The sequence below is a fragment of the Rhizobium rhododendri genome, from assembly GCF_007000325.2.
GTDB lineage: Bacteria > Pseudomonadota > Alphaproteobacteria > Rhizobiales > Rhizobiaceae > Rhizobium > Rhizobium rhododendri.
The window spans coordinates 2,330,701-2,353,364 of sequence record NZ_CP117267.1 but is presented as its reverse complement, the minus strand read 5'-3'; the positions used below and the strand labels follow the sequence as shown (position 1 = coordinate 2,353,364).

At 62.0% G+C, this 22,664-nt stretch carries 21 protein-coding genes; 9 read left to right on the top strand and 12 right to left on the bottom strand.

All coding sequences use genetic code 11. The features are described 5' to 3' along the window. Window positions 1–145 precede the first annotated feature (145 nt). Window positions 146–892, bottom strand: coding sequence for a heparin lyase I family protein (locus PR018_RS11450; protein ID WP_224127979.1), 747 nt, complete (start codon window positions 890–892; stop codon window positions 146–148). Between the two features lie 428 nt (window positions 893–1,320). Between PR018_RS11450 and PR018_RS11445 the strand changes: the two genes are divergently transcribed. From PR018_RS11445 to PR018_RS11435, 3 genes are all read left to right on the top strand, one after another. Continuing rightward, window positions 1,321–2,394 carry a hypothetical protein gene (locus PR018_RS11445; protein ID WP_142830718.1) on the top strand — a complete coding sequence of 358 codons (1,074 nt, stop codon included), beginning with the start codon at window positions 1,321–1,323 and terminating at the stop codon, window positions 2,392–2,394. Between the two features lie 112 nt (window positions 2,395–2,506). Further along, window positions 2,507–3,004: a GAF domain-containing protein gene (locus PR018_RS11440; protein ID WP_142830720.1), complete on the top strand. Its 498-nt coding sequence runs from the start codon at window positions 2,507–2,509 to the stop codon at window positions 3,002–3,004. Between the two features lie 123 nt (window positions 3,005–3,127). After that, a complete protein-coding gene (locus tag PR018_RS11435) occupies window positions 3,128–4,345 on the top strand; it encodes a DUF763 domain-containing protein (protein ID WP_244615382.1) in 1,218 nt (405 codons plus the stop codon). Here PR018_RS11435 and PR018_RS11430 read toward each other — a convergent pair. The 5 genes from PR018_RS11430 to PR018_RS11410 form a co-directional block, all read right to left on the bottom strand. Then, complete coding sequence (locus PR018_RS11430; protein ID WP_142830724.1) at window positions 4,342–5,445, bottom strand: catalase family protein; 1,104 nt, start codon at window positions 5,443–5,445, stop codon at window positions 4,342–4,344. The genes PR018_RS11435 and PR018_RS11430 overlap by 4 nt on opposite strands. 10 nt (window positions 5,446–5,455) lie before the next feature. Then, a complete protein-coding gene (locus tag PR018_RS11425) occupies window positions 5,456–7,723 on the bottom strand; it encodes a xanthine dehydrogenase family protein molybdopterin-binding subunit (protein WP_142830725.1) in 2,268 nt (755 codons plus the stop codon). Beyond that, a complete protein-coding gene (locus PR018_RS11420; RefSeq protein WP_142830727.1) occupies window positions 7,720–8,736 on the bottom strand; it encodes an FAD binding domain-containing protein in 1,017 nt (338 codons plus the stop codon). Before PR018_RS11420 ends, PR018_RS11425 begins: the two co-directional genes overlap by 4 nt. Continuing rightward, on the bottom strand, window positions 8,733–9,245 hold the full coding sequence (locus PR018_RS11415) for a (2Fe-2S)-binding protein (protein WP_142830729.1): 513 nt from the start codon (window positions 9,243–9,245) through the stop codon (window positions 8,733–8,735). The genes PR018_RS11420 and PR018_RS11415 overlap by 4 nt, the downstream gene beginning before the upstream one ends. A gap of 132 nt (window positions 9,246–9,377) precedes the next feature. Beyond that, entirely contained in the window at window positions 9,378–10,289 is a 912-nt protein-coding gene (locus PR018_RS11410) for a tellurite resistance TerB family protein (RefSeq protein ID WP_142830731.1), read from the bottom strand. A 351-nt stretch (window positions 10,290–10,640) separates the two neighbouring features. On the opposite strand from PR018_RS11410, the gene PR018_RS11405 reads away from it, so the two are divergent. Next, window positions 10,641–10,844, top strand: coding sequence for a hypothetical protein (locus tag PR018_RS11405; protein WP_142830733.1), 204 nt, complete (start codon window positions 10,641–10,643; stop codon window positions 10,842–10,844). Window positions 10,845–10,849: 5 nt separating this feature from the next. Here the strand turns inward: PR018_RS11405 and PR018_RS11400 are convergent, their stop codons facing one another. Beyond that, window positions 10,850–11,158: a hypothetical protein gene (locus PR018_RS11400; protein ID WP_142830735.1), complete on the bottom strand. Its 309-nt coding sequence runs from the start codon at window positions 11,156–11,158 to the stop codon at window positions 10,850–10,852. A gap of 216 nt (window positions 11,159–11,374) precedes the next feature. Here PR018_RS11400 and PR018_RS11395 point away from each other — a divergent pair, with 216 nt between their 5' ends. The 4 genes from PR018_RS11395 (at window position 11,375) to PR018_RS11380 (ending at window position 15,039) form a co-directional block, all read left to right on the top strand. Beyond that, complete coding sequence (locus tag PR018_RS11395) at window positions 11,375–11,758, top strand: DUF427 domain-containing protein (RefSeq protein ID WP_142830737.1); 384 nt, start codon at window positions 11,375–11,377, stop codon at window positions 11,756–11,758. A gap of 236 nt (window positions 11,759–11,994) precedes the next feature. Beyond that, window positions 11,995–12,381, top strand: coding sequence for a BRA0787 family protein (locus PR018_RS11390; protein ID WP_142830739.1), 387 nt, complete (start codon window positions 11,995–11,997; stop codon window positions 12,379–12,381). 222 nt (window positions 12,382–12,603) lie between these two features. Next, window positions 12,604–13,881 carry an L-fuconate dehydratase gene (locus PR018_RS11385; RefSeq protein WP_142830741.1) on the top strand — a complete coding sequence of 426 codons (1,278 nt, stop codon included), beginning with the start codon at window positions 12,604–12,606 and terminating at the stop codon, window positions 13,879–13,881. A gap of 126 nt (window positions 13,882–14,007) precedes the next feature. Continuing rightward, entirely contained in the window at window positions 14,008–15,039 is a 1,032-nt protein-coding gene (locus tag PR018_RS11380) for a hydroxyacid dehydrogenase (protein WP_142830743.1), read from the top strand. A gap of 146 nt (window positions 15,040–15,185) precedes the next feature. On the opposite strand, the gene PR018_RS11375 is transcribed toward PR018_RS11380, so the two are convergent. The 5 genes from PR018_RS11375 to PR018_RS11355 form a co-directional block, all read right to left on the bottom strand. Beyond that, the gene (locus tag PR018_RS11375; RefSeq protein WP_142830745.1) at window positions 15,186–16,760 is read right to left on the bottom strand and encodes a VOC family protein; all 1,575 of its coding nucleotides are present in this window, start codon (window positions 16,758–16,760) and stop codon (window positions 15,186–15,188) included. 84 nt (window positions 16,761–16,844) lie between these two features. Beyond that, a complete protein-coding gene (locus tag PR018_RS11370; RefSeq protein WP_142830747.1) occupies window positions 16,845–18,293 on the bottom strand; it encodes an MFS transporter in 1,449 nt (482 codons plus the stop codon). A 236-nt stretch (window positions 18,294–18,529) separates the two neighbouring features. Then, on the bottom strand, window positions 18,530–20,275 hold the full coding sequence (ggt, locus tag PR018_RS11365; RefSeq protein ID WP_142830749.1) for a gamma-glutamyltransferase: 1,746 nt from the start codon (window positions 20,273–20,275) through the stop codon (window positions 18,530–18,532). Window positions 20,276–20,558: 283 nt separating this feature from the next. After that, on the bottom strand, window positions 20,559–20,714 hold the full coding sequence (locus PR018_RS11360) for a hypothetical protein (RefSeq protein ID WP_153816486.1): 156 nt from the start codon (window positions 20,712–20,714) through the stop codon (window positions 20,559–20,561). Window positions 20,715–20,809: 95 nt separating this feature from the next. Further along, entirely contained in the window at window positions 20,810–22,075 is a 1,266-nt protein-coding gene (locus PR018_RS11355) for a glycerate kinase type-2 family protein (RefSeq protein WP_142830751.1), read from the bottom strand. A 158-nt stretch (window positions 22,076–22,233) separates the two neighbouring features. Here PR018_RS11355 and PR018_RS11350 point away from each other — a divergent pair, with 158 nt between their 5' ends. Further along, window positions 22,234–22,662: an OsmC family protein gene (locus PR018_RS11350; RefSeq protein ID WP_142830753.1), complete on the top strand. Its 429-nt coding sequence runs from the start codon at window positions 22,234–22,236 to the stop codon at window positions 22,660–22,662. Window positions 22,663–22,664 lie beyond the last annotated feature (2 nt).

Below are 22,664 nucleotides of genomic sequence, written 5' to 3'. Positions count from 1 at the left end.
AATGCCGACCTCCCGTCCGATTTGACATCCCCCAGCGTGAGACCACCAGTGCCACCTCTGGCGATGATAGTCGTGGATCAAGCCAGGAGGAATTCCACAAGAGCATTCTGAGCGTGAAGCAAAAATGCTTTTGCGGCGGCTCTCCTTACCTGCCGGATCCTGCCAGTTTCGACCAGGCGGGATCGCCGGTAGGGTCGGTGGACCAGAATTTAATATCGGCGAAGTCGATGGATTGGATGAGATCGGGCAGGGTGTCCCTGTAGATGCCGAAGCGTGGCTGGACGTCGATGTACGGGTGCCCGTCTTCGTCGCGCATGCCGTGATCGAGATAGCCGAGGCGTCCGGTGTAGGAAATTGCGCAGGCGCGTCCGTTGAGGGCGACTTGCAAGGCGCTTGCGCCTTCCTGCAGGCTTGGCTTCAGCATGACGTTGACATCGTTCCATTCGCCTATCTCTAGGGGCCAGGGTCCGCAGACGATCTGGGACGTACCGGCATTGCAGTCCGATGTTCCCCTCACCTTTGCAACGAAATCTGCGCCGGTCTTGGAGGGGATCGCCTCGATCTTGAACAGCGGGTTGGCTGACTGGCAGGAACCGAGAGGCTTCGTCTCTTCTGTCGGGATATTCTGCTTTACCTGATGGATGACGGTGCGATTGCCAATCCCTGACCATGGCGCGTCGAGCCTGAAGGTGAAGTGATACCAGGTCGGCTTGTCGAACTTGATGACCTGCTTCCTGATCTGGATTTCGACGCGCTCTATCGGTGCGTCACCGACGCTCTGGTCAGGCGCGTCGCCGGGATGCACCGTGATATGCAAGAAGGGCCGCGCAGGCGACGAGAGGTCGCAGACAATACGCGATCTCCATGCATTGGGGTCGAGTTTGCCGCTGATCTTCCAGAGCTTCGGTGGATGGGCGCTATCAGCGACACACAGGTCCTAAAATCCCGCCGAGAGCGGTGCTGCTACATCCTGCGCAACGGCTGAGGATAGACCGAAACCAAGCAGGCCCAACAGGATGGATGCGAGTTTTATGGATCTCGTGGTCATCATCATCAGCATTTCCCTCGAGAGCGCAGGGCTTGCGAGCCGGTGGCTACAAGCAGCTTATGGGACAAGATCACGACAGCAAAGTTTCAAATCCTGCTCACTCAGTCACAAAGTGCAAGTCAGGGCGCGCTCTGAAGAGCGCGGCTGGCGGTCTGCAAAAGCGCAAACTGTGTTGTTCACGGTTGCCCAGATCTCCCCACCCAAATTTGCCGTTTCCCCTGCGCTCCCTATATCCTGCGCATGGCCGAAGCCTTCGAGCCAGCGAGGTTTTCGTGGTTTTACTTTCTTCCGTATCCCGCTTTGCGCTCTCTGTGATCCTTGCTTGCGGGCTGGTTGCGGGGGTTGTCATCGTGCCGGAGGCGGTGGAGGGGGTTGCGGTGTTGCGGTCGGGGGCGAGCGAGGCGGAGATTGTCGCTTATCGCCTGCGCGGGGTTCCGGCCACTGCCTACCAGGATGCGATCGGCAAGGCGCTTGGCGATGACGATCCGGATCTGGCTGCAAGCCTGTTGGCACTCGCCGATAGCCGTGATGTCATCATTCCAGCCGATCTTCGGCAGCGTGTCGCGGCGGCACAGGGTTTTGATGCCGGACGCAGCCTGCGGGATGCCTGGAGCGGGCTTGCCGGCGGTGACGCCAGGAGCCCCGAGGCGCTGGCGGGTGCCGTTACAGCAGATCTCACCGGCATCAGCGACGCCCGCGACCTGGTGCACGAAGGCCGCTCCTATATCAATGGTGAGGCCTACAGTCCGCTGACGATGGGGCTTGCCGCCGCAGGGCTGGTGATTACGGGCGTGACGATCGCGAGTTTCGGCATGGCATCGCCGGCGCGGGTCGGCGTCACGGTGCTGAAGGCCGCCGACAAGGCGGATTTGCTGCGGCCGCCATTCCGCCGAGCAATGACCTCGGTGGCGACTGATCTTATCGACGCGAACGCTGTGCGGGAAACGGTCGATCTTGCCTCCGCCGGCGATCTTGGCGCGGCCCGGTTGACGCTCTCCCGTTCGGTGCGTGCGAAACCGCTGGCGGCGCTAACGACCACCGCGACCGAACTCGGCGCCCTCGCGAAGGGCGCGGGCTACCGTGCCACGCACGATGTGCTGAAGCTTGCGGACAGTCCCGCCGATATCTCGCGTTTCCGGCGGCTTGCCGAAAGCTTCGGCCCGCGGTTCCGTGGCGCGCTGGTGCTGGTCGGCGGTGCCGCTTTGACCGCGGCAGGCCTTCTTGCAACCGTATCCGGCTGGCTTTTGGCGGGGCTGATGTGGGTGCTGGCAGCGGTATTTGCGGGGTATCGCATTCTCCGCTGGCTATGGCGGCTGGGCCGCCCGCGACAGTCCCTGTCAGCGTGATGCGAATTGGCCTATACACGGTCCGGGACGATAAAAGGGCAAGACGACAGGTGCGGGCATGGGGATAAGGCATCCCCGGCCATCGGCAGTACAGAAATGCGGGGGATAGGCGATGTTCCAGGAAACCATGATTGCACATGCCGACAAGGCGGAGTTCTACCATGCGCTGCAGGCGCAGCTGGGCGGCCTGCTTGCCGGCGAGACGGATGCGATTGCCAATGCTGCCAATACCTCGGCGCTGATCTTCCAGATGCTGCCCGATATCAATTGGGCCGGCTTCTATTTTCTCCAGTCGGAGGACGAATTGCTGCTCGGGCCTTTTCAGGGCAAGCCTGCCTGCGTGCGGATCGCCGTGGGCCGTGGTGTGTGCGGGACGGCGGTGGAGAAGGCGCAGACCATGCTGGTCGAGGATGTCCATGCCTTTCCCGGCCATATCGCCTGCGATGCCGCTTCGCGCTCGGAGCTGGTCGTGCCGTTGATCCGCGATGGCCAGGTGTTCGGGGTGCTCGATCTCGACAGCCCGCTGCCGGGCCGTTTCGACCGTGTCGATCAGGCCGGCATCGAAGCGATGGCGGCGATCTTTATCGGTGCGACGGCTTGGGATGGCTGACAACCATCGTCGCCTGTGATTTGGGGGTAATCGGCTGAGAGGAATGGGTTCGTCACGAAAAGGGCGGGAAGCGCGGATCTGCCGCTGCATGGTGGTCGTGTGCCGCCGTGGCTGGGGCAGCGCATGACACGGCTGGGTGCGCTGATCACCGAGGCCATCGTCCAGCATTACGGTCGCGACGAGTTTCTCAGCCGACTTGCTCATCCCTTCTGGTTTCAATCCTTTGGCTCGGTGATGGGGATGGACTGGCATTCGTCCGGTATCACCACGAGCGTCATCGGAGCGCTGAAGCGCGGGCTGGCGCCGATGGCCGGTGAACTGGGCATCCATGTCTGCGGCGGTCGAGGCGCGCAATCGCGCAAGACGCCGGACGAGCTGATGGCCATCGGGCGGCGTGTCGGCATCGATGGCGCAGCACTGGCGACGACCAGCCGGCTCGTCGCCAAGGTGGACAGTGCAGCGCTGCAGGACGGCTTCGATCTCTATCTGCACGGCTTCATCGTCACCGACGACGGCAAGTGGGTGGTGGTGCAGCAGGGCATGAACGGCGAGGCGAGGCAGGCGCGGCGCTACCATTGGCAATCGGCCGGGCTCGAAAGCTTCCTCGATTCGCCGCACGCCGCTATCGAAGGTCATAGCCTCGGCGAGATCGTCAATCTTGCAGACCGGCGAGCGGACCAATCGCGCTCCGGCCAGCTGGATCTGCTGGCCTCCCTCGGTCCCGACCGCATCCTGCGCGAAGTCATCGATCTCGAGGCTGCCGGAAAACCGCGCAAACTATCCGATCAAATGACGCTGCCGCATCTGATAATGCCCGCCCATCACGATGTTCGGCAGGAGGATGTCAACATGCGACGGCTGCATGGCGCGATAGCTGCTGCGGCCGATCGTGGTCCGAAGGACTTTTCGCAATTGCTGCTGGTGCCCGGTGTCGGCGCGCGCACGGTGCGGGCGCTGGCCATGGTGGCGGAAGTGGTGCACGGCGCGCCCTGCCGGTTTTCCGACCCGGCGCGTTTCTCGCTCGCCCATGGCGGCAAGGATAGGCATCCGTTTCCGGTGCCGCTAAAGGTCTATGACGAGACGATCAACGTGATGAAATCGGCGGTGCGCAAAGGGCGCCTCGGTCGTGACGAGGAGATGCAGGCGCTGAAACGGCTCGACGACCAGACACGCCAGCTGGAGCGCTACGTTACCGGCCCCGATCTGAAGGAGATCGTCGCCGGCGAATTCCGCCGCTCGGCGGAGTGGGGCGGCCGGAGCGTCTTCGGCTGGGAATCAGCCGAAGACAGTGTTGAAATTAGGGATGCTGAAAGCGGCCGCCGCAAGGCTGATCTTAGCTAGGCGGTCAGGGCCTTCTCGGTAGGCTCTTCGACCGGGGTCTGGTTGCGTTCCGAGCGGAAGGCTGCGGAGCGGGCGTAGGCAAGCTTGCGCATCCGCATGATGCTGCCGAGCGGACGGTGAGCGGCAAGGCCGTTCCAGGGGCGGAAGGACATGCCGTCGTTGATCTCGCGGTCGCGCTCTTGCGTCCAGGACGGCTGCGGCTCGACCGTCAGGGTGGCGACCGTGATAAACGGGCTTTTTTCCTCGTCCCAGACGGCAGCGGCATCCTCGATCGACATCTCCTCCGCGTTCGAACAGAGCTGCACCTGAAACTCCCAGACCGCCTTGTTTCTGCGGAAATAGTCGGATACGGCCTCGCGCAGCCCGTCTGGATTGTGGTTGAGATCCAACTCCTGGCCGGTCAACGCTTTCAGCTCTTCGGATTGTGGAACGAGCGCGAACTTGGCGACATAATCGCCGTAGCGAAGGGGAAGCTGTGCAAAGAAACTTTCGCCGAGGATATTCGTCTCGGGGTGGCCGCCCAGCGAGATGATCGAGGCGCTTTTTGCTCCTACAGCCTCGATAACGCTTTCGATGCCACGCAGGACTTTTGAGGCAACTTCCTTCAGGCTGTCGGCATGGTCCGTGGTTGCCGCCAGTGCCTTGAGGTTTAGGAGAAAGGCCTTTGCACTCGACGCGTTGAACTGCTTGCCGTTGACCATCAGGAAATCCTGGGATGCGCTGTCGTCTTCCGGGTCAAGCCTCGGGCCATCGACATCAACGATTTTCAACGCCAGACCGCGCGGTGTCGAGACGCTGTCATGGAGAATGTCTCCGGGCGTCGTCGATAGCCGCACGAAAGCCTTGTAGCTGGCAGGCTTTGCAAACAGGCCCTGCGCCAGTTCGGGCGGCAGGCCGTCCATGACCCGGAACTCGCCTTCCAGCAGGCCGTGGCTCTTAGCATGGACGCTGCGGATGGCATGGCCTCCGTCGCGGTAGGTCTTGTGCGAGATCGACAGCATGGTGTCCGCCAGTGCGCGGGCGGTCTCCGGTTCGTCCTTTTCGACGGTTTCCAGATCGTCGCGGTAGGCCTGCGGATTGTGCGGTGGGCTCTTTGTCATGGGGTCGTCCTCAGGCTGGCATCGTTTGGTCGATAATCTTGTCGATGGTCACGGGCAGGTTTCGCTGGCGCTTGCCAGTGGCGTGGAAGATCGCGTTGGCAATCGCCGCGCTGACGCCGACGAGACCGATTTCGCCGAGGCCCTTGATGCCGATGGGGCTTGCCTTGTCGTCGAATTCCTCGACAAAGATCACATCGATATCGTCGATGTCGGCATGGGCCGGCACGTGATATTCGGCAAGGTTGTGGTTCATGATCCGGCCGCTGCGGTGGTCCCACATGCCTTCTTCATGCAATGTCATGCCAATCCCCATGACGACGCCGCCGAGAATCTGGCTGCGTGCCGTTTTCGGGTTGAGGATCTTGCCGGCAGCGATCGCACTGACGATGCGGGTGACACGAACGACACCCAGTTCCGCATCGACACGCACCTCCGCAAACACTGCGGAATGGGTGTAGCTGATGAACTTCATCATCTGCATCTTGTCCGGTGCCACCGAGCCGTCGCCCTCGAGAGACGACAGCCCCTCGGCGGCAAGGAGATCGGCGATGGTCGCTCCCTTGGTTTCGTCCGTCTTCAGCACCAGGCGGCCCTCGCGGATGACGACATCGCCTATCTTGGCGTCGTCGAGTGGCGATCCCTTGGTCTTCTGTGCCAGCGTCAGGATCTGCTGGATTACAGCCTGACAGCCGGCCTGTACGGCTGAACCCGTGGAGGCGGCTGTCCAGGAGCCACCCTCGACCGTGGTCGTCGGCAGGGTGGAATCGCCGATCTGAACGACGACCTGGTCCATGGCAACGTCGAAGGCTTCGGCGGCGATCTGCGTCAGGATCGTGTAGGTGCCGGTGCCGATATCGCTGGCTGCCGCTTCCACGACGATCTGGCCATTGCCGGTGTAGCGAACCTTGGCCTCGGCGGGGCTGAGCATCGCGTCCCAGAAGCCTGTGGCCATGCCCCAGCCAACCAGTTCGTTGCCGTCGCGCATCGAGCCCGGCTGCATCTGGCGCCTCGACCATCCGAAGCGTTCCGCACCCTGCCGGTAGCAGGCATGCAACGCCTTGCTGGTCAGCTGCTTGTCGTCGTTCTGGTCGAAATGGATGAAGTTGCGGGTCCTGAGTTCGAGCGGATCGATGTCGATCTCATAGGCGAGTTCGTCCATCGCAGATTCCAGCGCGAACAAACCGGAGGCGGCGCCCGGGGCGCGCATGTCGCCCGGTGTCATCGTGTCTAGCTTGGCGAGTTCGTAGCCCAGCTTGACGTTCTCGCAGCGGTAGGCGAGCCCCGACCAGTTGACGACGACTTCCTGGTAGTCCTCGAACTGCGACGTGCCGGAAACCACGTCGTGCATGACGGATTGCAGCTGGCCGTTGGCATCGGCGCCAAGCGACACCGTCTGCAACATCAGCGGGCGGAAGCTGAGATAGAACATTTCGCGACGTGTCAGTTCCAGACGCACGGAGCGCTTCAGCTGCAGGCTTGCCATGACAGCGAGGAAAAGCTGGTGGCGCGGGCGCAGGCCGGCACCGAAGGCGCCGCCGACATATGCGTTGATGACGCGCACGTCGTCCTGCTCCAGCCCGAAGACATTGCAAACGAATTTTTGCGAGTTCTGCGAGCCCTGCGTCTTGTCGTAGATGGTCAGCTGCTTGTCATTTTCCCACAGCACGGTGGTGGCAAACATCTCCATCGGATTGTGGTGTTCACCTTCCAGCGCGTAATCCGCCGATACCTTGAAGGGCGCCGATGCATAGGCTTCTTCTGCCTTGCCGCGGGGCTTCGGGGGAGGTGCTATGCCGTTTCTCTTGGTAGGCGGCACGTAGCTGTTGCCGCGCTCCGCCTCGATGTCGGTATGCGCCTCGGCTGCCTCGTATTGTACCTTCACCAGTGCCGCCGCATCGCGGGCGGTCTCGAATCGATCGGCGACGACGAAAGCGACGGGCTGGCCGTCGAAGAGGATCTTGTCGGAATCGAGCGGTCGGAAGGGATGGCCCGGGGCTGCGGTATCGTCCTGCCACTTCTTGTCCGACGTGGCGACGTCCATCCGGTTTTCGTGGGTGAAGACCTCCACGACACCGGGAAAGGCCTTCGCGGCCGTGGTGTCGATGCTGACGATCTTGCCGACGGCTATGGTGCTCAGCACGACGGCGCCGTGCAGCAGGCCAGGTTCGGAATATTCGGCGGAATACGTCGCCTGGCCAGTGACTTTCAGCCCTGCGTCGACGCGCGGGACGGGATGGCCGATATGGCGTGTGTTGGTGCTCAAGGGGCTCTCTTTCATGCGATCGCCTTTACGGACTGGACCTGCGGGGTTCCGGCAACGGCCTGCCTCAGGGCACGCAGGATGGCCTTCTCTGCCAGCGGTATCTTGAAATCATTGCTGCCCTGGCCCTTTGCGGGTGCAAGCAGCGTAGCGGCGAAGGCGCGGAAATCGGCCTCCGAAGGTTGGCGCCCGATGAGCGCTGCCTCGGCCTGCCTGTCACGCCATGGCTTGTGGGCAACGCCGCCGAGCGCGATACGGGCGCCGGATACAACACCCCCGTCCATGTCCAGCGACACGGCCACGGATACCAGCGCGAAGGCATAGGAAAGACGGTCGCGCAGTTTCAGGTACGTGTGATGGGTGGTGCTCGGCTTGCCATCGATCCGGATGCCGGTAACAATTTCGCCGTGCATCAGCGTGTTGTCCTTTTCCGGCATATCGCCGGGAAGCCGATGGAAATCGGCGAATTCGATGGTGCGTTCGCCGTCCGGGCCGGTGACCTCGACAACCGCATCGAGCGCCGCCAGCCCGACGCACATATCGGATGGATGGGTTGCAATGCAGCTATCGCTCGTGCCGAGAATGGCATGGATCCGGTTGAGGCCGCCGATGGCGGAACAGCCGCTGCCCGGCTCGCGCTTGTTGCACGGCGTCGACGGGTCATAGAAATAATAGCAACGTGTCCGCTGCAGCAGGTTTCCGCCCGCTGTGGCCGCGTTGCGGAGCTGCGGGGAAGCGCCGGCAAGAATTGCGCTGGAGAGCAGCGGATAGTCCCGCTGGATACCTTCGTGATAGGCGATGTCGCTGTTGGATGCGAGTGCTCCGATCCGGTATCCACCGTCGGGCAGCGCTTCGATGTCTTTCAGCTGGAGGCCATTGATGTCAACGAGCACGGAAGGGGCGACAACGTCGTATTTCATCAGATCGACTATGTTGGTGCCGCCAGCGATAACCTGCGCACCGGCGTTCGATGCGAGTGCGGCAACCGCTTCGCTGACGTTGGCGGGCTTGATGTATTCGAACCGGTTCATTCGGCTGCCTCCCGGTGGTCTTCAAACAGCACGTCTTCGACCGCATCGGCGATGTTGGTGTAGGCTCCGCACCGACAGATGTTGCCACTCATGAGCTCGCGGATTTCTGTTCGGTTGCTGGCCTTGCCCTCGTTGACGAGGCCGATGGCGGAACAGATCTGGCCGGGGGTGCAGTATCCGCACTGCAGGGCGTCGTTTTCGACGAAGGCGCGCTGCATCGGATGGAGATTGTCGCGTTCGCCGACACCTTCGATGGTGGTGATTTCGGCGCCGTCACGGGTGACAGCGAGGATGAGGCACGAATTCAGGCGAACACCGTCAATCAGCACCGTGCATGCGCCACATTGGCCGTGGTCGCAGCCCTTCTTCGTTCCGGTCAGATGCAGATCTTCCCTCAGGAGATCGACCAGTGTCGTCCAGGGCGCCACCTGAAGATCATGCTTTTCGCCATTGATGGTGAGGACGACCGGCACCGTGAAGCCGGACGGCGTTGGGGATCGGTTTTGCATAGGAAACCTTTCAGTGGGACAGGGGTCAAACCTCAAAAGGCGCAGTTTGTTCCGAAGACGCTCACCGGTTGCAGAGCAAATAAAAAAGGCGGCCCGCTTGAGGCCGCCTCCCGGATCAATTGCAAAGCTGGCTCAGGCGTTGAGCGCCATGCGTTCTTCGTCCTCGTCGCGCTGACGGCCGCCGATGGCGCCGGCTACACCGGCGATGAAGGCGCCGACAAGCAGGGACAGGGCTCCAAGAAGAGCAACGACCGATGCGCTCTTGCGAGCCTTGTCGGTTGCCTGCTGCGTGGCAACCTTGGCATCGTCGATACGCTTGAGGACGGTATCGACGCGGGCTTTGGCGTCGGCATCGGACAGGCCGGCGCGCGAGGCGACCACCTGCTGCAGATAGGTGCGGTCGTCAGGCGAAATACCGCCATCGGCCGCGCCAGTCAGCAAGATGCGCGACACTTCGGCAGTGACGTTCTCGTTGCTGTCGCTGCCGGGAGCAGCCTGAGGACGCGAAGGCCGCAGCAGTGCATCGGTGTAGTAGGCAGGCGAGAAGGTGCTTGAAGACTGGGAAGCACTCGAGGCAGCAGCGGAACCAGCCGTTGCTGCAGCACCGCCGGCGACAACTGCCGTTGCCTGCGCGCCAGCACCGATAACGGAGCTGACAGCCGAGCTCAACAGGCCGGCGACGACGATCGTTGCCACTGCCCATGACAGAAACCCATGGGCAGTGTCACGGAAGAAGACCTCGTAAGTATGGACGCCGGTCCATTTCGTGCGAAGCCGGCCGGTCAGGTACCCACCGACGCCAGCCGAAAGCCACTGGATGACGATGAGCCATACGGCTGCAGCGACGCCGACAGTAGCCGCCGACGAGCTTGCGTTAGCCCAAGGAGACACCATCGTCAGGCCAAGGCCGGAGCCGACCAGCAGAAGTATCAGGGTGATCGCCGTGGCAGCCACGGCACCGGCGATCACCGGTGCCCAGCTTACGGCGGAGGCCGACGATTCGACTGGGGCAGCCGCCTCGTAGCCGGTTGTTGGAATGGTCACTGCGACCTCCTATCGAACGAATAGGAGAATGATGATGATGAGCGGAATCGGAATGCCGAGCAACCAAAGCAAAATACCACGACCCATAATAACCTCCTGCCAGATGACTGGCCTTATGCATTTATCTTGAGTTGCCGCAAATGTGGCGCGACCAACCGTAGCAGGAACTAGCAAGTGGAAAGTTGGTTCCTGATTTCATGGCAAAAGTTGCAGCTCGCCTTGTGGCTTGCCCAAATGCGGCAAATATCCCACGGGTCGGAGTTAACAGCCCGGCAAGCTGAGCAAATTTGTTGAAAATGTGGCGATTGCGGGTAAGGTCTGTGCTTCAGGGATCGAAGGCGAGGGCGAGTGATGACGACAACGACGGACTGGCCCAAGGAAGGCATTCAATCCAGCGATCTCGGCATGCTGCAGGCGGTGCTCGACGCCTGGTGCGTGGACAAGTCTGTCGACATCCACAGCCCCGATGCTCAGGTGGCCGCACGTTCGCTGATCGACTGGTACGAGTTCGGCATCAGCGACCCCGCCGAACTCAGGACCATGCTCGAGGGTTGAACGGCTTACGATGATCGCGGACGTGGGGCGATGAGGTCGCACGCCATTCTCAGTCCGATCGCGTCGATACAGATGTCGTTTTCCGGCCGGGGTGCCATCGGTGTTGCTGCGTTGACGGCAAACATCTGATCAAGTCGATCGATGTGCATGGGCACAGCTGCCCAGAGGACGGGACGTCCGATGTCTATGATGTGAACTGTCGTTTGCCGGCCCCTGAGCGAGACATCCGCCACCGCCATGCCCCAGGTGACTGCGCCGATCGCCAGGATTACCTGAAAACCGAGATCTGCAGCTTCGCGCGAGGTCATGAGCATGGATCGGGCCTCCCGGCGTGGACTGCAATCATTGCAGCTATTTACCGGGCATCCCTATGCCAGCGCGATTGCTACTTCCAGCCGCTTCCGCTGTAAACCTTAACGCGTAACCACAAGGGAAGAGGGTACGCCCGAGGCGTGCATTGCGTCGACGCCGCGCCACCCTATATCGTGAAGATAGCCCGGCAAGGCGCCGGGCACGGTGGAGGAATGGACATGCCGCAAAACCCGATGAAGATCCCCGGACCCGACCACCCCATCTCGATCGAGCAAACGAACGATCATGTCGTCGTTACGGTGGCAGGCAAGACAATCGCCGACACGCGCCGCGCGCTCAGCTTGCGGGAGGCGTCATATCCGCCGGTGCTCTACATACCCCGCGAGGACGTCGACATGACGGCGTTGCAGAGAACCGATCACAGCACCCATTGTCCCTACAAGGGCGACTGTTCCTACTACAGCATACCCGGTGGCGGCGAGCGCTCGGAGAATGCGATATGGACCTACGAGACGCCCCACGAGGCAGTTGCAGCCATAAAGGGCTTCATGGCTTTCTATCCCAATCGCGTCGATGATATCAAAATCACCCCGGCGACGTGACAGCATATGCCCCCACGGAGGCGCTCAGCCGGTGCGCTGCATCAACTTTCATCAGCATGATATTCTAAATAAGCTCTTGAAAGTGAAGCGTAATCGACGAACTGCCCATTGGGGGCTTTCCTAATCCTGATTAATCTATAGACTCGGTCGTGTTAGTTGGCCAACGGGAATACGTTTCGTTACCCATGTTGCCGGCCTTACCGGAGGTCCTCGGACCTTCATAGAAGGAGACAGCCATGACCAATGTACTGCCAGCCCTCCATGACGGGCACGCACCGATCACCCTGCAGCAGCTTTTTCGCGAAGCTATCCATGCTTTCGAGGAATGGGGCGCCGACAGCTCCGAGCCGCTGGTCACCTTTGAAGGCCGGATCTTTCCGATCAGTGCCGCCTTCGAGGCGATGCGGGGTTGCACCGACATCATGCCGAGCAACCTGCTCGGCGCGGTGACCGAGCGTCTCACAAAACCCTGGGAAGGCGAAGGCCCGCTCGACACGATGACATTTTCGACAGCCGCCCGCGTAATGAGCGTCCTGGTGCGCAAGCGGCTTCTGGCCGATGACAGCGCAGTGCCGGTTGCCGCAGTGGCCGAGCGCCAGGCGGAAGATATTTCCGACCGCTAGGTCGGTTCGGGATGGATTGAAAGGCCGCCGGTTTGCAAAGACCGGCGGCTTTTTAGTGTCGTGAAAAGGGCACTCCCGACCTCTCTGTGCGCTTGGCGATCTTGCACGCGCGACCCATCTGTGAAAATATTCTTCACATAAGAACAATCCGCATGGGCGCCTGCTGGATTTTGCGGCCCGTTAGCGCCAGCGCCCAGTCGCTGATTCCAAGGAGCAGCCGCCATGACGCGTATCACCGATCTCCGCGTATTCGACATCCGCTTCCCGACCTCGCTCAGCCTTGACGGATCCGATGCGATGAACCCCGACCCGGACTATTCGGCGGCCTACGTCATTCTCGAGACCGACCAGCCGGGCCTTTCCGGCCATGGCCTGACATTCACCATCGGCCGCGGCAACGAGATCTGCTGCATGGCAATCAAGGCGATGGCGCATCTGGTTGTCGGCACCGATCTTGCGACTGTGCTCGAAAATCCCGGAAAATACTGGCGGCACCTGACCAGCGACAGCCAGCTTCGCTGGATCGGCCCTGAGAAAGGCGCCATGCATCTGGCAACCGGCGCCGTCGTCAACGCGGTCTGGGATTTGCTCGCCAAGCAGGCGGGGAAGCCGGTCTGGCGGCTGGTCAGCGAGATGGACGCCGCACAGATCGCCGATATCGTCGATTATCGCTACCTGACCGACGTGCTGACGCGCGACGAGGCCGTGGCTTTGCTGAAGAAAGCCGAAAGCGGCAAGGCGGAGCGCATCGCCACCCTCGAACGCGACGGTTATGCCTGCTACACGACCTCGGCCGGCTGGCTCGGCTATAGCGACGACAAGCTGCGACGTCTCTGCCAGGAAGCGATCGATGCCGGTTTCAATCATATCAAGATGAAAGTCGGCCGCGACCTCGAGGACGATATCCGTCGCCTCACGATTGCCCGCGAGGTCATTGGCCCCGACCGCTATCTGATGATCGATGCCAATCAGGTCTGGGAAGTCGGCGAGGCCATCGACTGGGTGAACCAGCTGGCCTTTGTCAAACCGTTCTTTATCGAGGAGCCGACCAGCCCGGACGATATCGCCGGCCATCGCAAGATCCGCGAAGCCGTGGCGCCGGTGAAGGTGGCGACTGGGGAGATGTGCCAGAACCGCATCATGTTCAAGCAGTTTATCGCCGAGGGGGCGATCGATATCGTGCAGATCGATTCGTGCCGCATGGGCGGTCTGAACGAGGTGCTGGCTGTGCTGCTGGTTGCGGCCAAATACAATCTGCCGGTCTGGCCGCACGCCGGTGGCGTCGGTCTCTGCGAATACGTGCAGCACCTGTCGATGATCGACTACATCGCGGTTTCCGGCACGAAGGACGGCCGTGTGATCGAATATGTCGATCATCTTCACGAGCATTTCCTCGATCCCTGCATCATCAAGGACGCCGCCTACATGCCGCCGAGCATGCCGGGCTTCTCGATTGAGATGAAGCCGCAATCGATCGAAACATACACATTCCGCGGCTGAACGCGTTTCAGGCCTGCGGCGGGCCGCGGACGAGAGGAGCGTTCGCGGCCATTGCGGTTTTTTCCGTTACTCGCCATGTTTCACCGAGACGCGCCCGGGGAGTGGCGTCAGACGACAGGAGATTCTATGCCCACCACACACCGGCCGCTGGCCATCAGCGCGCCCGAGCCGCGCACGCTCGAACTGATCTTCACGCCGGAAGCGCTAGCGCATCTCAGGGCGACATACGAGATCGTCGAAGCCGACCCGGAAAACATCGCCGGCCTTGGCGACGATATTCTCGGCAGGGCTCGCTACATCATCGGTCAGCCGCCGCTTTCCCATGAAACGCTCGACCGGATGCCGCAGCTGCGCTGCATTCTGAACGTCGAGAGCAACCTGATGAACAACATGCCCTATGACGTGCTGTTCCAGCGCGGCATCCATGTCGTGACCACCGGGCAGGTGTTTGCCGAGCCCGTGGCCGAGATCGGTCTCGGTTTCGCTCTCAGTCTGGCGCGCGATATCGTCGATGCGGACGTCGCGTTTCGCGAAGGCAACGAACTCTGGGGCGGCGACGGCAATGCCGGCGCCCGCCAGATCAGTGGCTCCGATATCGGCATTGTCGGCTTCGGCGATCTCGGCAAGGCGCTGAACAGGGTCCTCAGTGGCTTCAGGGTGAAGATAAAGGTCTACGATCCCTGGATGCCGCGCTCCATTCTCGAGGATTTTGGCGTGCAGCCTGCCAGCCTCGACGACGTGTTGGCGAACAGCGATTTCGTCTTCGTAGTCGCGTCCGTCACCAGCGAGAACAAGGGCTTTCTTGGTGCCGAGGCCTTTGCCGGCATGCGCAAGGGGGCGGCCTTCATCCTGCTCAGCCGCGCTGACGTCGTCGATTTCGACGCGCTGATGGCCGCCGTAGCCTCGGGCCACATCGTCGCTGCCAGTGACGTCTATCCGGAAGAGCCGCTGGGCAAGGACCACCCGGTGCGCCGTTTGAAGGGCTTCATCCGCTCCGCACACCGCGCAGGCGCGCTGAATAGCGCCTTCAAGAAGATGGGCGACATGGTCATCGAGGACATGGACCTCATGGACCGAGGCCTGCCGCCGATGCGCTGCAAGCGCGCCGAGCGCGAAACGGTATCGCGGATGCGCTCCAAGCCGGTGACGAAGAACTGAGGGGTTGGATTTAACGCCGGTGCTCGGATTTCTTGTAAGGCAGCCCGGAAGCCTACGGCTCATCTCCCCTCCCCCTTGTGGGGGAGATGTCGGCGTCGCCGACAGAGGGGGGCGTCTTGCGTCGAACGACCTAACTCAGCAGTGTCTCAGACCACGCTGTCCTCGGCTCGATGCGTCTTATCCAGCCAAGCCCGCACGATCCCCACATCGTCATCGGTCAACTCGTGGCCGTGCGGCACGATCCGGAGCTCGACGTCGGCACCGGCAGTGGCAAGTTCGGTGCGCAGCGTCTCAGCGTAGCGGCCGTAGTCGTCGAATTCGCCCGAGATCATCAGCACGTCCACATCACTCATATCAGCCTGCGGACGCTGGTCGAGGACCGGCATCGAACGCAGCAGTACGACACGGTGGATCACGTGCGGATGGAGCGACAGCATTGCGTTGAGGAGGTTGGCGCCATTGGAATAGCCGAGGTAGACGGTTCTTTGAGCCTTGAGACCATAGGCCTTGATAGCGCCCTCGATGAAGGCGGCAAAGGCTTCGGCCTCGCTGACGATATCGCTCTGGACGAAGGTGAAAGGCGTGAGGCGCAGGAACCAGCGCGGTAGCCCGTCCTCTTCGGCGCAGCCGCGTACTGCGAGCAGCGTGGCGCGCGGTGCGATGCGGTTGGCAAGCGGCAACAGGCTGGTTTCGTTGGCGCCGGAGCCGTGCAGCAGCACGATCACGCTGCCGTCGGCGTCTTCGGGCGTATAGAAGCGGTGGACGAAGGGCAGGTCGCGATAGATCACCCTCGGCTCGCCGGGCATCGCAAATTGCGGCATCAGCAGTGTCAGTTCGCGCTCCCGCTCGATATTGCCGGCCGGGAGGAACAGTTTCGTTCCGAGTGTACTGCTCTCCTCGTCGATCAGCATGCCGGGCGTATCGGTCGCGAGTTCGAACAGGATACCGCCGGGCTCGCGGACGTAGAGCGACCGGAAATACTTTCGGTCGTGGACGTTGACGGTGCCCGAATTTGAATCCTGCAGAGTGCCGAGAACGGCCTGCAGTTCTGCATCGTCGTTGGCGCGGAAGGCGACGTGATTGACGGTGCCTGTTCCCGGCGCGCTCGACCAGAAGCCGGCGGCATCCCGGACATCAATGATGTCGCCGGGCTCCGAGACCATGCGGCGGATGTTGCCGGCGGTCGCCTGCGGCCGGTAGCCGAAATGTCGTTCGAGGAAAGACTGCGTCTCCCCGGGCTTCTCGGTAAACAGAGTCGCGCCGCGCAGGCGGCGGATGGCGTGTTCCCCGGGAATGCCGTCCGATGCCCATGGCGTGCCGGCGTGCAATCCGGTGTTCCCGACCAGCTTGACGATCATGCCATCCGGGTCCTTCAGCCGCAGCACCGGTTCGCCGAATTCATCCATGGGCCCTTCCACCTTCAGGCCGAAGGTGAGGGATCGGGTTAGCCAGAAGCCGATGCTGAGGGGATCAATGGCAAGCGAGATCTCGCCGGTCTGTCCGTAGCCGGCGCGGCCGGGCGACCCGTCTTCCCAGACGAGGAAGGTTACCAGCGAGCCTGGCGAGCCGCTGGCGTCACCGTAAAACAGGTGCAGTTGCGTCGCATCCTCGAAACCGCCAGTACGCTTAACTAGCCGCAGCCCGAGGAAGCCCGCGTAGAAATCGACGTTTGCCTGCACTTTGCGGGTAATCAGCGTGATGTGGTGGATACCGGCGACCATCTCTGCTCCAGGGCTCTGCCCGCTTTGCGACCTGAGCTCATCTAGACCGGAAGGAGGGTTGGCATCAATGCGCCCGGCGAGCCCTCAGTGTTCACTGATCGGCGACGGACGCTTGCTCTTGTAGCCGCTCATTTCGGCGCCGGCGGTCTTCGAAAAGCGGGAGTTCCAGATCGTCGCGCTCAGCGAAATCAGCGTGACCACGATGAAGGCGGCTGAAAAGTCGTTGAGTTCGGCCTGCTGGTGATCCTGGATGAACATCGAGCCGTGCAGCGCCAGGGCTGCGACGCAGATGCCGAGCGACAGCATCAGTTGCTGGAAGGTCGTGTAGAAGCTGGTGGCAGCACTCATCCGGTCTCTGTCGATCTCGTCATAGGCGATGGTGTTGTAGGCCGTGAACTGGAACGACATGAAGAAGCCGCACAGCATCAGGATCACGAAGATCAGCGGCATCGGCCAATCCGGACGGAAGGCGGCGCAGGTGCCGTAGCCGAGCGTGCCGATGACGCCGAAAACCATGAGGCTGTTGCGGAAGCCGAAACGTTTCAGCACCTTTGATTGCAGGGCTTTCATGGCCATGGAGCCGATGGCCGTGGCGATGACGATCCGGCCGGCAGCGGCTGCCGACATGCCGAAGCCGAGCTGCAGCATCAGCGGGATCAGAAACGGTTGTGCCCCTTGAGTGATGCGGGTCAGCGAGCCTGCAATGACGGACGCCCCGAAGCTCGGCACCCGCATCAGCGAGAAATCCATGATCGGCGACGGATGCTTCTTGGCGTGTCTGAGATAGGCGATGCCGAACAGCACCCCTATCGCAATCAGCATGATGGCCATGGAGCCTTCGCCCGAGCGGCTGGACATCTCGAAGCCGAACAGCAGGGAGCCCAGCGAAATGCCGGACAGGATGAAGCCGGAGAGATCGAACGGTCCGTTCGCCGGTCCCTTGACGTCCTCGATGAAGATGCTGACGAGCACGAAGCCAAGGATGCCGATGGGCACGTTTATGTAGAAGATCCAGCGCCAGTCGAGGTAGGTGACGAACATGCCGCCCACCGGCGGTCCGACGATCGGGCCGATCAGCGCCGGCACCAGCAGCCAGGACATGGCCGAGACCAGATCCTTGCGGTCGACGCTGCGCATCAGCACGAGACGGCCGACCGGCATCATCATGGCGCCGCCGATCCCCTGGATCAGCCGGGCGACCACGAGGAAGGACAATGTCGGAGCCTGTGCGCAGAGGATGGAGCCGAATACGAACACGGCTATGGCGCTGCGAAACACGGTGCGCGAGCCGAAGCGGTCGGCGATCTTGCCGCTGGCGGGAATGAAAATCGCCAGGCTGAGCAGATACGATGTCAGCGCGATGCTCATTGCCGGCGGGCTGACGTTGAAGTCGCGCGCCATCGTCGGCAGGGCCGTTGCCAGCACGGTGGCGTCCAGCTGTTCCATGAACATCGAACTGGCGACGATCAGCGCAATCGTACGGAAATTTGGTGCCGCCGGCCGGGAGGCGGACGGATAGGTCTGATCCGACATCGTCGGTTATCGCTCTCGGTGGTGCGGTGGGAGCCCGGGGGCAGACCCGCAAATCTGGTAACGGCGCAAGAGCCGCATTTGAACCGGGCCGGTATACGCCTCGTTTTCCAGCTTTGCTATATGCAATTATGCAGATCAACCCCGCAAAACTAGAAAGGCAGACTTATTTTGCAGACCTGCAACAGTTTTGCCCGGATCTGGCAGGCGACGGCCGGATTTTGCCGGCAGATACCGCGCTAGTAGCCGCTCGCCGTGCCGGAACCGGCCCTGCTGTCCATCGCGCCGTTGTAGCGCGCACCACCGCCGGCCGCGATCTCGGCAACGCTCTTGCCGCCGACCAAGATGCCGGCTGCCTGGCCCCAGATCGGCCAGTCCTTGTCGACCGCGACGTTGTAGCCCATGGCGGCAAGCAGCCGCATCGTGTCGGGTGACAGCGCGTAGGGCTCGGTGAAGACCTTGTCCGGCAGCCACTGGTGATGGATGCGCGGTGCATCGATGGCCTGGCGGATATCCATGCCGAAATCGATGACGTTGACGATCGTCTCGAGCGTGATGGTGATAATGCGGGCACCGCCAGGGCTGCCGATGACCATGAAGGGCTTGCCGTCCTTGGCGATGATGGTCGGGCTCATCGACGACAGCGGCGTCTTCTTCGGCTGGATGGCGTTGGCCTCGCCCTGCACTAGGCCATAGAGATTGGGCACGCCGGGCTTGGAGGTGAAATCGTCCATCTCGTTGTTGAGCAGCACGCCGGTACCGGGTGCGACGACGCCGGCGCCAAACGAGCCGTTCAGGGTATAGGTGACGGCCACGGCGTTGCCGTCATTGTCTATAATCGAATAATGGGTGGTCTCGTGGCTCTCGCCAAAACCCTTCGGCATCAGGTCCTTGGAGACGCCGGCGCGGTAGGGATCGATGCTGTCGCGGATCTGCTTGGCGTAGCCCTTGTCGAGCAGCTTTGCGACCGGGTTGTCGACGAAGTCGGGGTCGCCAAGGGGCGCGTTGCGGTCGACATAGGCGTGGCGCATGGCCTCGACCATCAGATGTACTGTTTCTGCCGAGCCGTAACCGAGATAGGACAGCGGATAGCCTTCGAGCACGTTGAGGATTTCGCAGATGATGACGCCGCCGGAGGAGGGCGGGGGCGAAGAGACGATCTCGTAACCCCGGTAATTGCAGGTGACCGGTGCGAGTTCGCGGACCTTGTACTGGTCGAAGTCTGCCTTGGCGAGGACGCCGCCCTTGTCCTGGCTCGCCTTGACGATCGCATCTGCCGTCCGGCCCTTGTAGAATCCGTCAGGACCGTTCTCGGCAATCTGCGACAAGGTGGCGGCGAGGTCCGGCTGGCGCAACTGGTCGCCGACCGCAAACGACTTGCCATCTTGCTTGACATAGATGGCAGCCGCAGCCGGGTCGCGCGACAGGCGCTTCTGGCCGCCGCCGAGTTCGACGACATCGCCTTGGTCGAGCGTGAAGCCTTCCTGGGCATAGCGGATTGCCGGCCCCATCAGCTCCTCGCGCGATTTCGTGCCGTATTTTTCGCGCGCCGTCTCGAGGCCCATCACCGATCCCGGCACGCCGACGGCAAGGTAGCCCTCGGTGCTGGCGCCTTTGACGACGTTGCCCTTGTCATCGAGATACATCGTCTTGGTGGCGGCAAGCGGCGCCCGCTCGCGGAAGTCGAGAAAGGTTGTCCTGCCGTCCTTCAGGCGGATGGTCATGAAGCCGCCTCCGCCGATGTTGCCAGCTGTCGGATAGACAACCGCGAGGGCATAGCCAACCGCGACAGCGGCATCGATAGCGTTGCCACCGCTTTTCAGGACTGCGACCCCGACATCTGTTGCCAGGTGCTGGGCCGTGACCACCATGCCGTGATCTGCCTTCACCGGTTGCGGGGAAGCTGCAGAGGCCGGCATCACTGCTATCAGGTCGAGCGTCAGGATCAGGGCGGTCAGGGTCAAGCGCTTGGCAGTCAGGTGCATGTCGTCGGTTCTCCGAAACAGGATAAACGCCAGAAGAGCGCTGCCTTCCCCATATGTCCAGTCATAATTGAATCGGAAGTAATGGCGATACCGTCCTGTGGCGCAGGGATGTGAGTCGCTTGAAAATCGGCTGGTGAACAGCTGTATGGTGGAGCTTGTCTGCAGATTTCAACAATAGAAACGTTATTTCTCACGGGCTACTTATTGTATTTTTACTATCGATTAACGCTGTTGAAAAAATTTAATGTGTCTGGACAGGCCGGGCTCTCGCAAAATTTCCAAACTAGGGCAGTCTTGTTTCGAGACAGAACGCGGTTTGCGGGAGGGCGACATGATCGTCACCAGGCTTGAGCAGTGGAAGACCGAGAATCGCCTGCCATTTCTTGCGCGTCCCGCCAAGAAAAGTCCCGTCACCAAAATCGAATGCGTTGGCTGCCACAGCCATTTCTTCCGCTGGACATCCACCGCCGCTGCCTATGGTCGATGCGACGATTGCTCCAAATCCTAAATCAATAGGCCCGCAGGGTTGCTGCGCTAGCGGATCAGGATGGCGCGGAAATCGTTTACGTTGGTGCCGGTCGGACCCGGGGCGAAGATATCGCCGATGGCGTGAAAAGCCGACCAGGCGTCGTTGTTGCGTAGGCGATCGGCGGGCACGATGCCAGCCGCGCGCATGCGGACAGCGCTGCTGCCGTCCGCAAAGGCTCCCGCATTGTCCTCGCTCCCATCGATACCATCCGTATCGGCGGCGATGGCGTCGATGCCCTCAAAACTGTCGATATCGATGGCGAGAGACAGCAGGAATTCCGAGTTCCGGCCACCCTTGCCGTCGCCGGCCACCGTCACCGTGGTCTCGCCCCCTGACAGAAGCACGACGGGTTTTGCGAACGGGCGATTGCGCGCCGCTATTTCGCGGGCAATGGCAGCATGCACACGGGCCGCCTCGCGGGCCTCGCCTTCTATCGAATCGGACAGGATGGCTGCTTCGATGCCGAAGGCGCGGGATGCGTTCGCGGCTGCTTCCAGCGAAACGCCTGCCGAGGCGATCACGTGGACTTCGTTGCGCGCAAAACGCGGGTCGTCGGTGGCCGGTGCATCGGCTTGCGGGCTTCCGATGTGCGCGAGGACATTGGCGGGAAGGGCGAGAGAATATTGCCGGATGAAGTCCAGTGCGTCGGAGCGATCGCCGGTACCGGCAATCGTCGGGCCGGAGGCCACGAGCGCCGGGTCGTCGCCCGGGATATCGGAGACGACAAGGGTGACGACCTTGGCGGGATAGGCGGCGACGGCAAGCCGGCCGCCCTTGATGGTCGAGATATGCTTGCGGATGGTGTTCATGACGGAGATCGGCGCGCCGGATGCGAGGAGGGCGCGGTTGACGGCAATCTCGTCGTCAAGCGTCAGCCCTACGGCCGGCGAAGGCAGCAGCGCCGAGCCGCCTCCCGATATCAGCGCAATCACCAGATCGTCGGCACTCAACCCCTGCACCAGACGCAGCAGCCGCGTCGCGGCATCGAGCCCAGATCTATCGGGGACGGGGTGCGACGCTTCGACGATTTCGATGCGCTCGCAGGCAACGGCAAAGCCGTAGCGTGTGACGACGAGCCCTTCCAGCGGTCCGTCCCAGCAGCTTTCCAGCGCTGCGGCCATCTGCGCCGAGCCCTTGCCTGCGCCGATGACGATGGTTCGGCCTTTCGGTTGCCGTGGAAGATGGCGGCGGATGCCTGCCAGTGGATCGGCCGCAGCGACGGCCACATCGAACAGGGCTGTGAGAAAGGCGCGGGGATCGGTGACGGTCATGGTTGTCTGCCTGATGTCGTTAACACGGGCATGAACCAACGCCGCTCGCGTTGCAAGCCTCAACGGCGGGATTGACACAAGGACGGCGATTGTTTCCCTGACGCGAAATGCCTATCTGTTTCGCATCGACAGGTAAATTGCAGGCAGGGGTTTTCGACATGGTTGAGTTGAAGGGCAAGGAACGGCAGACGGGCGCTAGGGCCGTGCTCGGCCGCACCGGCTTTCCGCAGGTGACGTCGGTTACCGGCGGCGAGATCAACGTGGTGACGGCGCCGTCGCAGGTCGGCTTCAACCCGCTCGACCTGCTCTACGCATCGCTGTCCGCCTGCCTCGTGCTCAGCGCCCGCATGGCCGCAGGACAGATGGGCGTGCTGGACAAGCTGTCCGAAGTGACGGCCGAGGTAACCGGACAGAAGGCAGCCTCGGGCGTGTCGCGCGTCGAGACGTTCCACATCGTCTTCACCATTAAGGGCGACTTCGACGACAAAACCCGTAACGCCATCGCTCACGCCGCCGAAGGCGAGATCTGCACCGTCAGCAACACCATCCGCGGCAACCCCGAATTTTCAACGGTGGTGGTTGGCTAGGC